The organism is Marmoricola sp. OAE513, assembly GCF_040546585.1.
In the GTDB taxonomy this organism is placed as follows: Bacteria; Actinomycetota; Actinomycetes; order Propionibacteriales; family Nocardioidaceae; genus Marmoricola.
In genome coordinates, this window is the sequence record NZ_JBEPOC010000001.1 from 2,176,745 (window position 1) to 2,193,003 (window position 16,259).

Genomic DNA, 16,259 nt, shown 5'->3' on the forward strand with positions numbered 1-16,259 from the left:
GGTCGTGGCCACGACGGAGCTCCAGCGCAAGCTCGGCCTGGGCGACGCCGTCTGGATCGGCGTCGGCTCGATGGTCGGCGCCGGAGTGTTCTCCGCGTTCGCCCCGGCCGCGGAGGCCGCTGGATCGGCCGTGCTCATCGGCCTGGTCATCGCCGCCCTGGTGGCCCTCTGCAATGCCGGTTCGACGGCACGCCTGGCGGTCGCGTTCCCGCGCTCCGGTGGAACCTACCTGTACGGCCGCGAGGTGCTCGGGCCGTGGTGGGGGTTCGCCGCCGGTTGGGGTTTCGTCATCGGCAAGACCGCGAGCTGTGGCGCGATGGCGCTGACCGTCGCTTCCTACGTCGCGCCCGGGCACGAACGCCCGGTGGCTGCCGCGCTGGTGGTCGCGGTCACGGCCGTGAACTGCGCCGGGATCACGCGGACGGCGCTCGCCACCCGGGTGATCGTGGCCCTGGTGCTGCTCGCAATCGCCGTGGTGTGCGCCGCCGCCTGGACCTCCGGCGCCCCGGCCCCCTTCGCCGGCTGGGACGCCCGGCACGGGCTGTACGGCGTCCTCCAGGCGGGAGGGCTGTTGTTCTTCGCGTTCGCCGGGTACGCCCGGATCGCCACGCTGGGGGAGGAGGTCCGCGACCCCGGCCGGGTCATCCCGCGGGCGGTCGCTGTCGCGCTGGCCGTCGCCGTCGCGGTGTACGCAGCAGTCGGGCTGACCTGTCTGGGGCTGCTGGGGGCCGACGGGCTCGCCGACTCCGGGGCGCCGCTCGCGGATGCCGCCCGCGCCGCAGGGACGGACGCGCTGGTGCCGGTCGTCGGCGTCACGGCAGCCCTGGCCGGCACCGGGGCTCTGCTCGCGCTCGGGGCCGGCATCGGCCGGACGGCACTGGCGATGGCGCGTGAGGGAGACCTGCCCCGGCCGCTCGCCGTGGTCGCCCCGCGCTTCGGCACCCCCGCCCGCGCCGAGGTCGTGGTCGGCCTGCTGGTCGTCGTCCTGGTCGTGCTCGCCGACCTGCGCGGCGCGATCGGCTTCTCCTCCTTCGGCGTCCTGCTCTACTACCTGGTTGCGAACATCGCAGCGTTCCGGCTCGACCGGTCGGCACGGGTCCGGACCCGAGCCGTCGGCGGGGCGATCGGGTGCGTCGTGCTCGGCGTGACGCTCCCGGTCTCCTCGGTCCTGGTCGGCGCGGCAGTCGTCGTGGTCGGCATGCTCTTCCGCGCGGTGGCGATCCGCCCCTAGATTGCGGTCATGCTGGATCCAGAGCGGGCGATCGACCGGATCAACGGAGTCTTCGGAAGCCATCCCGGCCACCGGGCGTTGCACGCGAGAGGTGGCTTCTTCGCGGGGACCTTCGCGGCCTCCCCGGAGGCAGCGGCGCTCTGCCGTGCCGGTCATCTCCAGGGTGAGCCGGTTCCCGTCCGGGTGCGCTGGTCCAACGGCGGCGGCAACCCCGGTACGCCGGACACCGCGCCCGACGTACGCGGGATGGCGGTCTCGTTCCGCCTCGCCGACGGCACCGCCACCGACCTGCTCGGGCAGACCGCGCCGCGCTTCCCGGTGCGGACGCCCGAGGACTTCGTCGCCTTCGTGGAGGCCTCGAGGAACCCGGTGAACCTTCCGCTGTTCCTGCTCAAGCACCGCAGCGCGTTGCCTGCGATGGTCGCGAACGTGCGAGCCAAGGCGATCGTGCCACCGCGCTCGTACGCCGAGGCGACGTACTACCCGGTGCACGCCTACCGGTGGACCGCTGCGGACGGCGCCGAGTCGTGGGTGCGGTACCGCCTGGAGCCGCTGCCTGGCACCGCGCCCGACCAGAAGTTCGAGGGATCCGACCGGTTGCGCCAGGAGATCCTCGCGCGACTGGTGGCCGGACCGGTGACCTACGACCTGCGCGTCACCGTGGCCGCGCCCGGGGACGACCCGCACGACCCGATGTCGGTGTGGAAGGGGGCGCGAGAGCTCAGCGCCGGCACCCTGACGATCACGGCACCCGACCCGCAGCGCGAGCAGGACGGCGAGGTCGTGGTCTTCGACCCGACGCGCGTGGTCGACGGGATCGGAATCTCCGACGACCCGATCCTGCGCTACCGGGCGGGGGCCTACTCGGCCTCGGTGTCGCGGCGTACCTAGCGCCCGGCCGACCACGGGAAGTCGACCCACAGCTCGGTCGACTTCCACACGAAGTCCGGCTTGACGACCGAACGGGCCTTCTCGTAGACGACTGCGACCCGGGCCTCCGCGACGTGGTCGGCGATGAACTCCTGGACGTGAGCGAGCGTCAGGCCGGTGTCGGCGATGTCGTCGGCGATGAGCACCTTCAGGCCGTCGAGCTCGACGGCGTCCGGGGTGGGAGGCAGCAGGATCGGGACCGGGAGCCGGGTGTCGACGCCGGTGTAGAACTCGACGTTCACCGCGGAAAGGTTCTTCACGTCCAGCGCGTAGCCGAGACCCATCCCGAGCGCGAGTCCGCCCCGGGCCACGGAGAGCACCAGGTCGGGTTCGAACCCGCTGTCGAGGACCTGGCGGGCCAGCGCAGGCACGACCACCTCGCCGAAGGTCGCCCAGGTCAGGATCTCGCGTTCGTCGGACACGAGCGGGAGTCTGGCACCTGCAGGTGACGACCAGGTTTCACGAGGGCCGGGATCAGCTGCGCCGGCTGAGCGCCGCGAACAGGCCTTCGGCCGTCTCCACGAGCTCGGCAGGGGTCAGCTCGACGTCGCCGTTGAGCCAGGAGGCGACCAGCTCGCTGAAACCGGCGATGTAGACGAGCCCGTGCACCCGGGCGCGGGCGGCGGGCCACGCGTGGTCGCCGTACAGCTCGGAGGCCTCACGGGCGACGAAGTCGGCGAAGACGCTGAGCAGCTCGTTGCGCCGGGCGCGCAGACGAGGATTGGCGCTCGCGTGGATGACGGCGACTCGCACTTTCGCCGGGGAGTCGGTGACCATGTCGACGATCGCCTGCATCACCGCGTGCACCCGGGACTCGGGATCGCCCGGCGTGCTCTCGATGACGCTGGTGGCGAGTGCCAGGATCTCCTCGCAGACGCTGTCCAGCGCCGCGAGCATCGCGTCGTCCAGCCCGGTGAAGCTCTCGTAGAAGTAGCGTTCGGTCAGCCCCGCCTCGACGCACACCGCGGTCATCGTCGCGTGCGCCTCTCCGCTGGTGGCCAGCACGGAGATGGTCGCGTCGACCAGACGCTGCCGCCGTTCGGCGACGCGCTCGGTCGCGGTCTTGCCCCCGTAGCTGCGTTCGGTCATCCGGACACCTTGACGGATCCGGGCTGGTGACACAAACTGACAGGAATGTCTGTCAGATCTGTTCCGCGTCGCCGGCGCCTCCCGTTCCTGGGCGGGACCCTCGCCTACATCAAGGACCCGCTCGCGATGATGAGCGACCACTACGAGCGCTTCGGTCCGGTCTCGCACATGTACTTCATCGGCAAGCGTTGGACCGTGCTGCTCGGTCCGGACGCCTGCGGCGAAGCCCTGCGGAACCCCGACAAGGCGTTCGCCAACAAGCCCGGGTGGGGTGAGCTCGTCGGGCCGTTCTTCGACGGCGGGCTGATGCTCCTGGACTTCGAGGAGCACCACCGGCACCGACGGCTGATGCAGGAGGCGTTCACCCGCGACCGGCTCTCGACGTACACGGCGGCTCTCGGTCCAGCTGTCGCCGCCGGCCTCGACGCCTGGGAGCCCGAGCCCGGGTTCCGGGCCTACCCGGCGCTGAAGGACCTCACCCTGGACCTCGCCACCCAGGTCTTCATGGGGGGCGTCGAGCTGACCGACCCCGGCGAGCTCGACCGGGTCAACCGTGCCTTCATCGACTGCGTCCAGGCGGCGACGGCCTTCGTCCGCCTGCCGGTCGCGGTCCCCTTCACCCGCTGGGGGAGGGGGCTGCGCGGGCGGCGGCTGCTGGAGGAGTTCCTCGGCCGGCACCTGCCTGCCAAGCGCGCGGCCGAGGGCGACGACCTGTTCTCGGTGCTCTGCCACCTGTCCGAGGACGGCGACGCCTACAGCGACGCGGACGTCGTCAACCACATGATCTTCCTGCTGATGGCCGCGCACGACACCTCGACGATCACCACGTCCACGGCGATGCAGTACCTGGGTCAGCACCCGGAGTGGCAGCAGCGCCTGCGGGAGGAGGCGGCGCACCTCGGGGACAACCCGACGCTCGACGAGCTCGACGCGCTCCCCAGCTTCGACCTGGTGATGAAGGAGTGCCTGCGGCTGCTTCCGCCGGTCCCGGTGCTCGCCCGGAAGACGGTGAAGGACACCGAGGTCCTGGGCGAGCCGATCCCGGCGGGCCGGCTCACGGCGGTGATGGTGCACCTGCAGCACCACCAGCCCGAGCTCTGGCCCGACCCGGAGCGCTTCGACCCGGAGCGCTTCGCCGAGCACCGCCGCGAGGACAAGGTGCACCGGCACGCCTGGGAGCCGTTCGGGGGCGGCGTGCACAAGTGCCTCGGCATGTTCTTCGCCGGTGCCGAGGTGAAGCTGATCCTGCACCACCTGCTGCGTCGCTTCGAGTGGACCGTCTCCCCGTCGTACGTCGCGCCCCTGAACTACTACTCGCTCCCGTTCCCGAACGACGGACAACCCGTCGACCTCGTTCCCTTGAACACCGACCTGAGGACACACGCATGAAGACCGAGATCGCAGGACTTTCCATCGTCGTGACCGGAGGGGCTCGAGGCATCGGTCTCGCCACCGTGGAGCGTCTCGCCCGGTCCGGCGCGCGCGTCGCGATCGGAGACCTGGACGCCGATCTGGCCGCGAGTGCCGCGCGCGAGGTCGCAGGGCGTACCGGCGCGACGGTCCTCTCCGCTCGGCTGGACGTCACCGATGCGGCGTCGTGGTCCACGTTCCTCGCCGAGGTCGCCGAGGTCGGCCCGGTCGACGTGCTGGTCAACAACGCGGGCATCATGCCCCTGGGATCGCTGCTCAAGGAGGACGCCGCGATCACCGACGCGATCATCGACGTCAACGTGCACGGCGTCATCAACGGCACCAAAGCAGTCGGGCCCGGCATGGCGGACCGCGGGCGGGGTCACATCGTCAACGTCGCCTCAGCGGTCGGTCGGGTGGCCGTCCCCAACGGGGCGACCTACTCCGCGTCGAAGTTCGCCGTCGTCGGGTTCTCCGAGGCGACCAGGGCGGAGCTCGGCCCGCAAGGGATCGATGTCAGCCTGGTGCTGCCGACCGTCGTCCTGACCGAGCTCGCGTCCGGCGTGCCTGCCGCACGCGGGGTGAAGCCCGTGACCGCCGACGACGTCGCCGAGGTCATCGAGGCAACGATCCGCAAGCCCAAGGCCGAGACCTGGGTGCCGCGCTACAGCCAGACCATCGTGAAGTCTGCGAACCTGATGCCGCGCCGGCTCAAGGAGGGCATGGCTCGCCTGATGAAGGCCGACAGCGTGCTCGCCGACGCCGACCAGTCGGCACGGGCGGCTTACGAGGAGCGGATCCGACGGGGCTGATCCGCGGGGGCTAGCCGAGTCCCACCACGGCCCGCGCCGTACGACGGAACGTCTCGGCGACCGCGTCGCCGTCCAGGTAGACCCCGACCAGCGCCGCGTCGCGCAGCAGCACGAGCGACCCAGCGATCTCGATCGGGTGGGCCACCTCGGCAGCGGTGAGCACGGCCGTGAGGGTCTCGCGGAACCACGTCCGGTGCTGCTCGATGATGCTGCGGATCTCGCCGTCCGCGTCCGGGTACTCCGCAGCGGCGTTGATGAACGGGCAACCACGGCGGTGGTAGCGCTGCGCGTCGTCGGCGATGCCGTCGATGACCCGGCCGACCAGCTCGGCCGGCGTACCGCCCGCTGCGCCTGCCGCCTCGAAGTAGCCGCGGATGATCGCGTCCTCGCGCTGCAGGTACGCCGCGACCAGCGCCTCCTTGCCGGGGAAGTGCCGGTACATGGTCGCCCGGGTGGTCTCGGCCTCGGCGAGGATCCGGTCCACTCCTACGCCCTTGATGCCTTCGGCGTAGAAGAGCCCGGCGGCCGTCTCCAGGAGGCGGTCTCGCGGTGATGTGGTCGGCGTCACTGACGAATCCTATCGACGGGGGCTTGACGGAGGGGGCCCGGGAATGTCTATAGTAGAACGAACGTTCTTTCTACACAAGAAATGAACACAACCGACAAGGAGCAAGGCCATGAACGCGAACACCAACAACACCCAGGGAACCGTCGCCACCATCTCCGCCCGCGAGGCCGCCGAGGTCGCCGCCGCCAACGCGTCCGGCAAGCAGCCGGTCGTCTTCGTCCACGGCCTGTGGCTGCTGGCCGAGAGCTGGAACGCCTGGCGCGAGTACTTCGAGGCAGCGGGCTACAGCACCGTCGCCGTCGACTGGCCCGCCGACCAGGGCTCCTTCGCCGAGGCCCACGCGAACGCCGACTCGCTCGCCGGCACCTCGGTCCCCGACGTCGCCGACCACATCGCCGAGGTCATCGCCGGGCTGGACGAGAAGCCGGTCGTGATCGGCCACAGCTTCGGTGGCCTGCTGGTGCAGATCATCGCCGGCCGCGGGATCGCCGCCGCGACGATCACCATCGACCCGGCCCCCAGCCAGGGCGTGCTGCCGCTGCCGTTCTCCGCACTCAAGGCGGCCTTCCCCGTGCTGGGCAACCCGCTGAACTACGGCAGGACCGTCACCCTGACGTTCGACGAGTTCCGGTTCGGCTTCGCCAACGCCGTCTCCGAGGAGGAGGCACGTCACCTCTACGAGACCGCGCACACCCCGGCGCCGGGACGCCCGCTGTTCCAGGCGGCGACGGCCAACTTCAACCCCTGGGCCAAGACCAAGGCCGCGAAGAAGAACGTGGACCGTGGCCCGATGCTCGTGGTCTCGGGGGAGAACGACAACATCGTCCCCTTCGCGATGGCGAACGCGGCCTACAAGAAGCAGGCCAAGAACGCCGCTGCGGCCACCGAGTTCGTCGAGATCCCCGGCGTAGGCCACTCGCTGATCATCGACAGCAGCTGGCGGCTCGTCGCCGATGCCGCGCTGGAGTTCCTCACCAAGCAGGGCGTCACCGCTTGAGCCCGGTAGTCCCCACCGAAAAGCACCTGATCCGTCGTCGGACAGGTGCTTCTCGGTGGGGACTATCCGTTACTGGTCGGGGTTCGGGGCAGCGGTGCCGCGGCAGATAGGGTTAGGCCGCGTGAAGACACTCGTGATCGGTACCGGTGGCCGCGAGCACGCCCTCGCCCTGGCCCTGTCGCGGGACCCCTCGGTGACCGAGGTCCACGCCGCGCCCGGGAACCCCGGCATCGCCGACGTCGCCACCCTGCACCCGGTGGACCAGCTGAACCCTGTCGAGGTCGCCGACCTCGCCGAGCGCCTCGGCGTGGACCTCGTCGTGGTCGGACCGGAAGCGCCTCTGGTTGCCGGTGTCGCCGACGCCGTCCGCGAGCGCGGGATCTCCTGCTTCGGCCCGTCCGCGGAGGCGGCCCAGCTCGAGGGGTCGAAGGCCTTCGCGAAGGACGTGATGGCCGCCGCCGAGGTGCCGACCGCGCTCGCCTACGTCTGCTCCACCCAGGCCGAGATCGAGGAAGCGCTCGACGCGTTCGGAGCGCCGTACGTCGTCAAGGACGACGGTCTCGCTGCCGGCAAGGGCGTGGTGGTCACCGATGACCGCGCCGAGGCGCTCGCGCACGCCCTGCAGTGCGACCGGGTCGTGATCGAGGAGTTCCTCGACGGCCCCGAGGTCTCCCTGTTCGCGATCACGGACGGCAGCACGGTCTTCCCGCTGCAGCCGGCCCAGGACTTCAAACGCATCTTCAACGACGACGAGGGGCCCAACACCGGGGGCATGGGTGCGTACACGCCCCTGCCATGGGCTCCCGAGGGCCTCGTCGAGGAGGTCCTCGAACGTGTCCTGCAGCCGACCGTCGACGAGCTCGCCCGTCGCGGCACCATCTTCTCCGGCCTTCTGTACGCCGGACTCGCGCTGACCAAGCGCGGCGTGAAGGTGATCGAGTTCAACGCCCGCTTCGGCGACCCCGAGACCCAGCCGCTGATGGCGCTGCTCGACTCGCCGCTCGGCGTCCTGCTCAAGGCTGCTGCCGACGGCGAGCTGCACGTGACCGAGCCGCCGCGCTGGAAGTCCGGCTCGGCCCTGGCCGTCGTGATGGCCAGCGCCGGTTACCCGGAGTCCTCCCGCAACGGCGACGTCATCCTCGGGACCGACGCTGCCCAGAGGCCGGCAGAGTGCGACGTGATCCACGCCGGTACCGCGCTGGTCGACGGCAACCTGGTCACCGCTGGTGGCCGTGTCCTGGCGGTCACTGCCGTGGGCAAGGACCTCGACGACGCCCGGGCCAAGGCCTACGCGGGTGTCGGGGCGATCGAGTTCGACGGTGCGCAGTTCCGCACCGACATCGCCGCGAAGGCGGCAGCAGGGGAGATCAAGGTATGAGCGGGTCCAACGCAGTTCCGAACGTCCTGGCCACCCGGTACGCCGCCGCCGATCTGGCCGCGATCTGGTCGCCCGAGCACAAGATCGTCCTGGAGCGCCAGCTCTGGATCGCTGTGCTGAAGGCGCAGAAGGACCTCGGCATCGACGTCCCCGACGGGGTCGTCGAGGCTTACGAGGCTGTCGTCGACCAGGTGGACCTCGACTCGATCGCCGCGCGCGAGCGGATCACCCGCCACGACGTGAAGGCGCGCATCGAGGAGTTCTGCGCGCTCGCCGGTCACGAGCACATCCACAAGGGGATGACCTCGCGCGACCTCACCGAGAACGTCGAGCAGCTGCAGATCCTCTCCTCCCTCAGGCTCGTCCGCCAGCGCGTGGTGGCCACGCTGGCACGCCTCGGCAGGCTCGCGACCGAGCACGAGTCCCTCGTCATGGCCGGCCGTTCGCACAACGTAGCCGCCCAGGCGACCACGCTGGGCAAGCGGTTCGCGACGGTCGCCGACGAGATGCTCGTCGGTCTCTCGCGCCTGGACGACCTCGTGGGCCGCTACCCGCTGCGCGGTATCAAGGGCCCGATGGGCACCTCCCAGGACATGCTCGACCTGCTCGACGGCGACGCGACCAAGCTCGCGGCGCTCGAGGAGCGGGTCGCCGGTCACCTCGGTTTCGACGCGGTCCTCACCAGCGTCGGGCAGGTCTACCCTCGTTCGCTGGACTTCGACGTCGTCTCCGCCCTGGTGCAGATCGTCGCAGGCCCGTCGAACCTCGCGACGACCATCCGGCTGATGGCCGGCATCGAGCTGGTCACCGAGGGGTTCAAGGAAGGCCAGGTCGGCTCCTCGGCGATGCCGCACAAGATGAACACCCGTTCGTGCGAGCGGGTCAACGGACTCGCGGTCATCCTGCGCGGTCAGCTGTCGATGGTCGGCGAGCTCGCCGGCGACCAGTGGAACGAGGGCGACGTGTCCTGCTCGGTGGTGCGCCGGGTCGCGCTGCCCGACGCGTTCTTCGCCACCGACGGCCTGTTCCAGACCTTCCTCACCGTGCTCGACGAGTTCGGTGCGTTCCCGGCCGTGATCCAGCGCGAGCTCGACCGCTACCTGCCGTTCCTCACCAGCACCAAGGTGCTGATGACCGCGGTGCGCAACGGCGTCGGTCGTGAGGAGGCGCACGAGGCGATCAAGGAGCACGCCGTCGGCGTCGCGTTGGAGATGCGCCAGGGCCTGGACAAGAACGACCTCTTCGACCGGCTCGCCGCGGACACCCGTCTCGGCCTGACCCGTGACCAGATCGCGGCGCTCGTCGCCGACCCGATCGAGTTCACCGGTGCCGCGGTCGACCAGGTGCAGGCCGTCGTACGCCGGGTCGAGGAGATCGTGAAGGCCGATCCCGACGCCGCGGCGTACGCACCAGGCGCGATCCTGTAGGTCGGCTCAGACGAGCCAGTCGCCGAAGTCCTGCCCGGTGACCCGGCGCAGCTTCTCGACGCCCTCGGCGAACAGCGGCAGCACGGCGGCGCGCTGCTCGGCGCTGGGGCTTCCGCCCGGGTTGGTGTCGGCGGGGTAGGAGCCGATGAGTCCGGTGTCGACGCCGAGGAAGTCGCAGATCCGGTCGACCGCGATCTCCGGCTCCTCGACCAGGTCCACGTAGCGCAGGATCATCGTGCGCTTCGGGTCGACGTGCTCGTAGAGATGGCTGAGCTGGTCGGCGTACTGGCCGAGCTCGCGGTACCGGAACTTCGCCTCGCGCTCGTCCTCTAGATCGAGCGCCCGGAGGAAGTCGGCCTCGTGCTCCTCGCCGCTCGCACGCAGGGCGCTCCAGTTGCTGAAGGCCCGGTCGACCGGGTCGCGCACGATCGAGATCAGCTTGACCTCGGGCAGCGTCGCGGCGATGTCGCGGTGGGCGGCGTGGTTCCACAGCGTGAACGGCGCGCTGCCGCCGCGTACCTGACCGGCCTCCGTGCCGGTGAACGCCTCGTGCCCGCTCCAGGTCCACGCCGGGTCCTCGATCGGGGCCGAGGTGAACACCTGGGGGTGCTGGGAGAGGGCTTCGAGCAGCGCGGCGGTGCCGGCGTACGGGGCGCCGATGATGAGGAAGTCCGGCTGGGCGGGGCGTGGCATGGGCGTACCTTCAGTAAAAGTCATGTGACCCGATAAAGATACCTGCTCAATCGTGCTGACTAGGCTGAGTCCATGGCACTGATCGATCACCTACCGCTGCCCTCCTTCGACGACGCGACCGTGGTCGTGCCGGCTCCGGGGTCGGGGCTGGGCAACTGGGCCGGCGCGGCCTCGGCGTGCTGGTGGACGGTGTCTTCTGGCTGACGTGGCGCGAGCGCCGGCCGCTCACCGACGGCCGCGGTGTGGGGGTGCACGTCGCGCGCTCGGAGGACGGCATCTCCTTCGAGGAGGTCGTCCAGATCCGTCGTGAGGACTTCGGCGCGGAGTCGTTCGAGCGTCCGGTGCTGATCCCGGTCCCCGGCGTGGGCTGGCGCCTCTACCTGTCCTGCGCGACCCCGCACTCCAAGCACTGGTGGGTCGACAGCCTCACGGCCGCTACGCCTGCGGAGCTGGCGGAGGGCGAGCGCGCGCTGGTGCTCGCCGGCGATGCGTCCACCGCGGTCAAGGACCCGGTGATCCGGCCGATCGAGGGCGGCTGGGAGATGTGGCTGTGCTGCCACCCGCTCGACGTCCCCGGGCACGAGGACCGGATGACCAGCCGTCGCCTGACCAGTCCTGACGGCCTCGCCTGGACCGACCACGGCGAGGTGCTCGCGGGGCATCCCGGTGCGTGGGACGAGCGTGGCGCCCGGGTCACCTGCGTGATCGGTGACTCTCCCCTGACGGTCCTGTACGACGGCCGCCCCGACGCGGCGTCGAACTGGTACGAGAAGACGGGCGTCGCTGTCTGGAACGGCGACCGGCTCGTGCCCGAGGACCGGGCGCCGCTCGGATCACCGCACGGCGAGGGCGCGCTGCGGTACGCCGCTGCGGTGCCGCTGCCCGACGGGAGTACTCGCTTCTACTTCGAGGCGGCCCGCCCCGACGGGGCTCACGACCTGGTGACCTCGGTCGGCTGAGGGTCCTTCTGGGCCGCTTTCTGGGCCGCTTTCTGGGCCGCCTTCTGGCGCTGGAGGAAGGAACCGCGGCTGGTCACGTCGAGCCACGCGCTGAAGTCCTGGTCGACCAGCCGGGAGAGCAGCTCGATGTCCTCGGTGAAGGTCGGCGGCAGAGCGCTGCGCTGCTCGGGGGTGAGGCGCGGGCGGTGTGCTTCGTGGGGCCCGGCAAGCAGGCTGATGAGCGGGACGCTGGCTTTCCGCCAGACCTCCGGCGGGGCGAAGGCGCCCAGCGCGGCGCCGGCGCGGACCACAGGCCCCAGGAGCGAGGACCGCAGCCCCGGCTCGACGTAGGTGCGGTGGTTGTCGGCGGGGATCGCCCCGACCACGCCGGTGCCGATCCCGAGGAAGTCGCACGCGAGGTTCAGCGTCGCCTGCGGCTCGTCGACGATGTCGCGGTAGCGCACGACCAGGATCCGGTCGGGGTCCACGTGGTCGCGCAGGTGGGCGAGCTGCTCGCCGTACAGGCCCAGGTCGCGGTAGCGCCAGAACGGGGCCCAGCCGGCGGCGACCCGCGCGTCCTGCTTCTGGAAGGCGGTCACGAAGTCGGCCTCGGGTTCGAGCCCGTCGGACCACAGGTGCATCCAGTTGCTGTAGGCCCGGTCGATCGGGTCGCGCACCACGGCGATCAGCTTCACCTCGGGGAGGGCCTCGGCGATGCGTCGGTGGGCGCCCCGGCTCCACAGGTAGAAGGGGGTGCTCTCGCCGCGGACCTGACCCGGGTCGGCTGTCGCGAACAGCTGCTTGTAGTCCGACCGGCGCCAGATCCACTCCTGCTGGAAGTGTGCGTCGCCAGGGCCGCACCATGCCGGCGGCGGCGCATCGTCGCAGAGCCAGTACTTGGGCTCCTTGGGCACCGAGGTGAACACCTGGGGGTGCTGAGCGAGCTCGGTGTGCAGCGCGGTGGTCCCGGCCTTGGGTGCGCCGATGACGAGGAAGTCGGGCTGAGCGGGGCGAGGCACGGGCAACCTCCGGTAAGTCATGTGGGTCGCTAAAGACACCCGTCTTTTACGTTTCGGCGCGCCTCCGCTCCAGACCTCCGATCAGGCACTCGAGGGCGAACCCGAACTGCAGGTCGGGATCGGGCAGGGCGGCGATCATCGCCTCCAGGTGGGGGAGGTCGCCGGGCCGGTCACGCACGCCACGGCCGAATTCGGCGAACTGCGGGTCCTCGCCCCCGCCTGCCAGAGTGCGTTGCCAGGCCTCGCCGAGCACGAGGGTGTAGACGAGCTGGACGCCGTGCTGGATGTCCTGGGTGCTGAAGCCGGCGCCCTCCATCGCGGCGGCGAGGTGCTCGATCCGGTCCAGGCGCAGACTCGTCGGCGGGCTGGTGACGCGGACGTACTGGAGCAGCTGCGGGTGGGCCAGCACCGCGGACCGGACGGCTTCCGCGAAGGCCGTGATCCAGTCCTGCCAGGTGGCCTCGGGCCCGGGCTCGAAGTCGTCGTACTCGGTCTCCTCCATGATCCGCGCCGCCATCAGGGCGAGCAGCTCGTCGCGATCACGGACGTGGTTGTAGAGGGCCGCCGGGCCGACGTCGAGTGCGCGGGCGACGTCGCTCATCTTGAGGTCCTCGGTACCGAGCTCGAGCGCAGCCGTGACGATCTGGTCGCGCGAGATCTGCTGCGGGCGCCCGCGACCACGCTTCGTCTGACCGCTCATCCGCGGCTCCTCCGGTCGTCGGGCTCAGTTGAGACATAAATAGTGAAGACCGTCAGAAAATACCGTCGGAACTCTTGACAGGCAAGAACGCGTTCTAGTTCTGTAGCCGGATGACCAACGAGCAGCCACCCGCAGACATGCACCTCACCCGCAGCAGTCGCGACCAGGACGCCATGGCGGCGACGCTGACGCCGTGGATCGCCGGACAGCTCCCCGAAGGCGCCGACCCCGAGGTCGCCCTGTCCGGTGCCTCCGACGCGAACGGCATGTCGAGCGAGACGATCCTCGCCGACATCACCTGGACCGAGAACGGTGAACGCACCTCGCACCCGTTCGTCATGCGGATGGCCCCGGCTCCCGAGGACGTCCCCGTCTTCCAGGTCTACCGGCTCGACCACCAGTACGAGGCGATCCGCCTGGTCGACGAGCTCTCCGACGTCCCGGTGCCGACGCCGCGCTGGCTCGAGCCGACCGGCGACGTGCTCGGCCAGCCGTTCTTCTTCATGGAGCGCATCGACGGCATCGTGCCGCCGGACGTGATGCCCTACACCTTCGGCGACAACTGGTTCTTCGACGCCCCGGCGGAAGACCGGCGCCGGCTGCAGGACAGCACGGTCAAGCAGATCGCTGCCCTGCACTCGATCCCGGACGCGCGCACCACCTTCGGCTTCCTCGACGTGCAGGACTACGCGGGTGACACCGAGCTGCGCCGGCTCTTCGAGAAGCTGCGCAGCTGGTACCGCTGGGCCGCCGCCGAGCTCAAGCCCTCGCCGCTGATCGACGAGGCGCTCGCCTGGCTCGAGGCCAACTGGCCCGCGGCTGACAACCCCGACAACGTGGTGCTGTCGTGGGGTGACGCCCGGATCGGCAACGCCCTGTACGTCGACTTCGAGCCGGTTGCGATCCTGGACTGGGAGATGGCCGGGATCGGTCCACGCGAGCTCGATCTCGGCTGGATCGTCTTCGCCCACAAGGTGTTCCAGTCGATCACCGACGTGTTCGAGATGCCGGGCCTGCCGGACGTGCTGCGCGCCGAGGACGTCGCCGCGACCTACGCCGAGGCCACTGGCGTCGAGGTCGGCGACCTGCGCTGGTTCGAGATCTACTCCGCGGTGATCTGGGGCTGCGTCTTCATGCGCACCGGCGCCCGCCAGGTGCACTTCGGTGAGCTCGACGGCCTGCCCGAGGACGTCGACTCGCTCTTCCACCACGCGCCGCTGATGCGGTCGCTCCTCAACGACGCCCAGGAAGGAGCGACCGCATGATCGGCCCGCTCGACGAGTACCCGATTCACCAGGCCCCGCTGCCGATCACCCGGGTGACCAGCAGCGACCGGAACTTCTACGACCGCTGCTACTTCAACGCGATGGACACCAGCGAGGACGCCGGCCCGGACCGCAAGATGCTGGTCACCGGTCTCGGCTACTACCCGAACCTCGGGGTGAAGGACGCCTACGTGCTGCTGCGCAGCGGCAACACCCAGACGGCCGTGCACCTCTCCGACGCGATCGACCAGAACCGTCTCGACCAGCGCGTCGGCAGGTACGCCCTCGAGGTGGTCGAACCGCTGCAGAAGATCCGGATCGTCCTCGAGGAGACCGAGGGCATGGCGATGGACCTGACCTGGGACGGCTCGTACCCGGTCGTCCAGGAGATGCCGCACCTGATGCTCGGGTCCGACGTCCGTCCGACGCTGGACGCCCAGCGTTTCGCCCAGCTCGGCTCGTGGTCAGGAACCCTGTCGGTCGACGGGGTCGACACGACCATCGACCCGGAGCACTGGATGGGCAGCCGCGACCGCTCCTGGGGCATCCGTCCGGTGGGCGAGGCCGAGCCGGCTGGACGGCCGCAGGACCCGCCCATGGAGGGCTTCTACTGGCTCTACGTCCCGATGCGCTTCGAGACGTTCTCCATCGTCATCATCATCCAGGAGCACGCCGACGGCTTCCGGGTCCTCAACGACGTCACCCGGGTCTGGAAGGACGGCCGGATCGAGCAGCTCGGCTGGCCGAAGATCGACATCGACTACGCGCCGGGTACCCGGACGCCGACCCACGCCGTGCTGACCTGCACCGCCCAGGACGGCAGTCCGGTGGTCGTGGACATCGAGCCGCGCACGCACGTCGTGCTGCACCTGGGTGGCGGGTACGGCGGCGACCCGCAGTGGCTGCACGGTCACTGGAAGGGCGAGAACTTCTCCGAGCGGGTGTCCTACGACCTGACCGACCCGGCCCTGGCGGGCATGATCCCGTTCGGCGTGATCGACCACTGCGCCCGGGCGACCTGCGACGGCGAGGTCGGGCACGGTCTCTTCGAGCACGGCACCTTCGGACGCCACGACCCCAGCGGCTTCATCGACTGGAGCAACGACCGGAAGTAGTCCCCGCGCGCTCAGACCAACGAGCGGCCGTCGTGCTGAGCGAGCTTCAGCGCGACGGTCCGCTGGTCGGCCAGCCAGGAGTCCTCGGGCGTCTTCGGAAGCATGTCGTCGTACTCGATCGCGAACGAGCCGAGGATGGTGCTGAACCGCTCGGGACGCGCGATCAGCCAGATGTGCAGGTGCGCGGCACCGTCGCCGATCCGCATCACGTGCACCCGTCCGACGCCGTCGAGCCGTTCCATGATCCGCGTCGTCCACATCGAGAGGCGACCGAGCTCGCCGGCCTGATCGTCGGACAGGTCGGTGTAGTCGAGGTGCTCCTTCGGCTCGAGCATGAGGACGAGGGGGAGGCCACCTCGCGGCATCGGCCGGATCGTCCAGGCGTCGTTCTCCCAGAGCAGCGGACCGAGCGGCCCGCTCTCGCCGGCACAGGTCGAGCAGTCCTCGCCCCCGGGATCACCGGAGCGCGGAGCCTCGCGCACCAGCGGCGCGGGCAGGACCTTCGGGACCATCTCTCCGTCGAGAACCTCCCACGGGAAGACGTCCCAGGTCTGCGCCGGGGTCATCGGAAGCCGGGGCTCGGTCCCGTGCTCGGCGACGATGCGGGCGTACAGGTCTTCTGCGGACTCAGCCATGCCCTCCACCTTCTCAGGTCCCGGGGCCGGCAGCCGATGGCACCAGTACTAC

General features: G+C 70.3%; 18 protein-coding genes. 11 read left to right on the forward strand and 7 right to left on the reverse strand.

From position 1 onward, the window contains the following. Positions 1-4: 4 nt before the first annotated feature. Positions 5-1,231 carry an APC family permease gene (locus tag ABIE44_RS10910; protein ID WP_354438001.1) on the forward strand — a complete coding sequence of 409 codons (1,227 nt, stop codon included), beginning with the start codon at positions 5-7 and terminating at the stop codon, positions 1,229-1,231. A 9-nt stretch (positions 1,232-1,240) separates the two neighbouring features. Then, positions 1,241-2,122, forward strand: coding sequence for a catalase family peroxidase (locus tag ABIE44_RS10915; protein WP_209718204.1), 882 nt, complete (start codon positions 1,241-1,243; stop codon positions 2,120-2,122). Here the strand turns inward: ABIE44_RS10915 and ABIE44_RS10920 are convergent. Both ABIE44_RS10920 and ABIE44_RS10925 read right to left on the reverse strand, forming a co-directional pair. Continuing rightward, complete coding sequence (locus ABIE44_RS10920; protein WP_209718201.1) at positions 2,119-2,583, reverse strand: phosphoribosyltransferase; 465 nt, start codon at positions 2,581-2,583, stop codon at positions 2,119-2,121. The genes ABIE44_RS10915 and ABIE44_RS10920 overlap by 4 nt on opposite strands. Positions 2,584-2,635: 52 nt before the next feature. Further along, positions 2,636-3,250 carry a TetR/AcrR family transcriptional regulator gene (locus tag ABIE44_RS10925; RefSeq protein ID WP_209718198.1) on the reverse strand — a complete coding sequence of 205 codons (615 nt, stop codon included), beginning with the start codon at positions 3,248-3,250 and terminating at the stop codon, positions 2,636-2,638. A gap of 45 nt (positions 3,251-3,295) precedes the next feature. Between ABIE44_RS10925 and ABIE44_RS10930 the strand changes: the two genes are divergently transcribed. Continuing rightward, positions 3,296-4,639, forward strand: coding sequence for a cytochrome P450 (locus ABIE44_RS10930; protein WP_209718193.1), 1,344 nt, complete (start codon positions 3,296-3,298; stop codon positions 4,637-4,639). Continuing rightward, positions 4,636-5,472, forward strand: coding sequence for an SDR family oxidoreductase (locus ABIE44_RS10935; RefSeq protein WP_209718190.1), 837 nt, complete (start codon positions 4,636-4,638; stop codon positions 5,470-5,472). The genes ABIE44_RS10930 and ABIE44_RS10935 overlap by 4 nt, the downstream gene beginning before the upstream one ends. 10 nt (positions 5,473-5,482) lie before the next feature. Here ABIE44_RS10935 and ABIE44_RS10940 read toward each other — a convergent pair whose 3' ends face one another. After that, positions 5,483-6,040, reverse strand: coding sequence for a TetR/AcrR family transcriptional regulator (locus tag ABIE44_RS10940; protein WP_209718188.1), 558 nt, complete (start codon positions 6,038-6,040; stop codon positions 5,483-5,485). A 109-nt stretch (positions 6,041-6,149) separates the two neighbouring features. Here ABIE44_RS10940 and ABIE44_RS10945 point away from each other — a divergent pair, with 109 nt between their 5' ends. The 3 genes from ABIE44_RS10945 (at position 6,150) to purB (ending at position 9,842) form a co-directional block, all read left to right on the forward strand. Next, positions 6,150-7,037, forward strand: a complete 888-nt coding sequence (locus tag ABIE44_RS10945; protein WP_209718185.1) for an alpha/beta hydrolase — start codon at positions 6,150-6,152, stop codon at positions 7,035-7,037. 121 nt (positions 7,038-7,158) lie between these two features. Then, positions 7,159-8,415, forward strand: coding sequence for a phosphoribosylamine--glycine ligase (gene purD / locus ABIE44_RS10950; RefSeq protein ID WP_354438002.1), 1,257 nt, complete (start codon positions 7,159-7,161; stop codon positions 8,413-8,415). Next, entirely contained in the window at positions 8,412-9,842 is a 1,431-nt protein-coding gene (gene purB / locus ABIE44_RS10955) for an adenylosuccinate lyase (RefSeq protein ID WP_209718179.1), read from the forward strand. The genes purD and purB overlap by 4 nt, the downstream gene beginning before the upstream one ends. Positions 9,843-9,848: 6 nt before the next feature. Here purB and ABIE44_RS10960 read toward each other — a convergent pair whose 3' ends face one another. Next, complete coding sequence (locus ABIE44_RS10960) at positions 9,849-10,535, reverse strand: sulfotransferase (protein ID WP_209718176.1); 687 nt, start codon at positions 10,533-10,535, stop codon at positions 9,849-9,851. A 72-nt stretch (positions 10,536-10,607) separates the two neighbouring features. Here ABIE44_RS10960 and ABIE44_RS10965 point away from each other — a divergent pair, with 72 nt between their 5' ends. Both ABIE44_RS10965 and ABIE44_RS10970 read left to right on the forward strand, forming a co-directional pair. Then, positions 10,608-10,739, forward strand: a complete 132-nt coding sequence (locus tag ABIE44_RS10965) for a hypothetical protein (RefSeq protein ID WP_354438003.1) — start codon at positions 10,608-10,610, stop codon at positions 10,737-10,739. Beyond that, the gene (locus tag ABIE44_RS10970) at positions 10,718-11,494 is read left to right on the forward strand and encodes a hypothetical protein (RefSeq protein ID WP_354438004.1); all 777 of its coding nucleotides are present in this window, start codon (positions 10,718-10,720) and stop codon (positions 11,492-11,494) included. The genes ABIE44_RS10965 and ABIE44_RS10970 overlap by 22 nt, the downstream gene beginning before the upstream one ends. Here the strand turns inward: ABIE44_RS10970 and ABIE44_RS10975 are convergent. Both ABIE44_RS10975 and ABIE44_RS10980 read right to left on the reverse strand, forming a co-directional pair. Further along, complete coding sequence (locus ABIE44_RS10975) at positions 11,467-12,492, reverse strand: sulfotransferase family protein (protein ID WP_354438005.1); 1,026 nt, start codon at positions 12,490-12,492, stop codon at positions 11,467-11,469. The two genes, ABIE44_RS10970 and ABIE44_RS10975, sit on opposite strands and share 28 nt — an antisense overlap. Before the next feature lie 46 nt (positions 12,493-12,538). Next, the gene (locus ABIE44_RS10980; RefSeq protein ID WP_209718169.1) at positions 12,539-13,192 is read right to left on the reverse strand and encodes a TetR/AcrR family transcriptional regulator; all 654 of its coding nucleotides are present in this window, start codon (positions 13,190-13,192) and stop codon (positions 12,539-12,541) included. A 110-nt stretch (positions 13,193-13,302) separates the two neighbouring features. Between ABIE44_RS10980 and ABIE44_RS10985 the strand changes: the two genes are divergently transcribed. Beyond that, positions 13,303-14,457 carry a phosphotransferase family protein gene (locus ABIE44_RS10985; RefSeq protein WP_209718166.1) on the forward strand — a complete coding sequence of 385 codons (1,155 nt, stop codon included), beginning with the start codon at positions 13,303-13,305 and terminating at the stop codon, positions 14,455-14,457. Next, positions 14,454-15,572, forward strand: coding sequence for an Rv3169 family protein (locus tag ABIE44_RS10990; RefSeq protein WP_209718162.1), 1,119 nt, complete (start codon positions 14,454-14,456; stop codon positions 15,570-15,572). Before ABIE44_RS10985 ends, ABIE44_RS10990 begins: the two co-directional genes overlap by 4 nt. Before the next feature lie 11 nt (positions 15,573-15,583). Here ABIE44_RS10990 and ABIE44_RS10995 read toward each other — a convergent pair whose 3' ends face one another. Further along, positions 15,584-16,207 (reverse strand): HIT family protein, encoded by a 624-nt coding sequence (locus tag ABIE44_RS10995; protein WP_209718160.1) that lies wholly within the window; start codon positions 16,205-16,207, stop codon positions 15,584-15,586. Positions 16,208-16,259 lie beyond the last annotated feature (52 nt).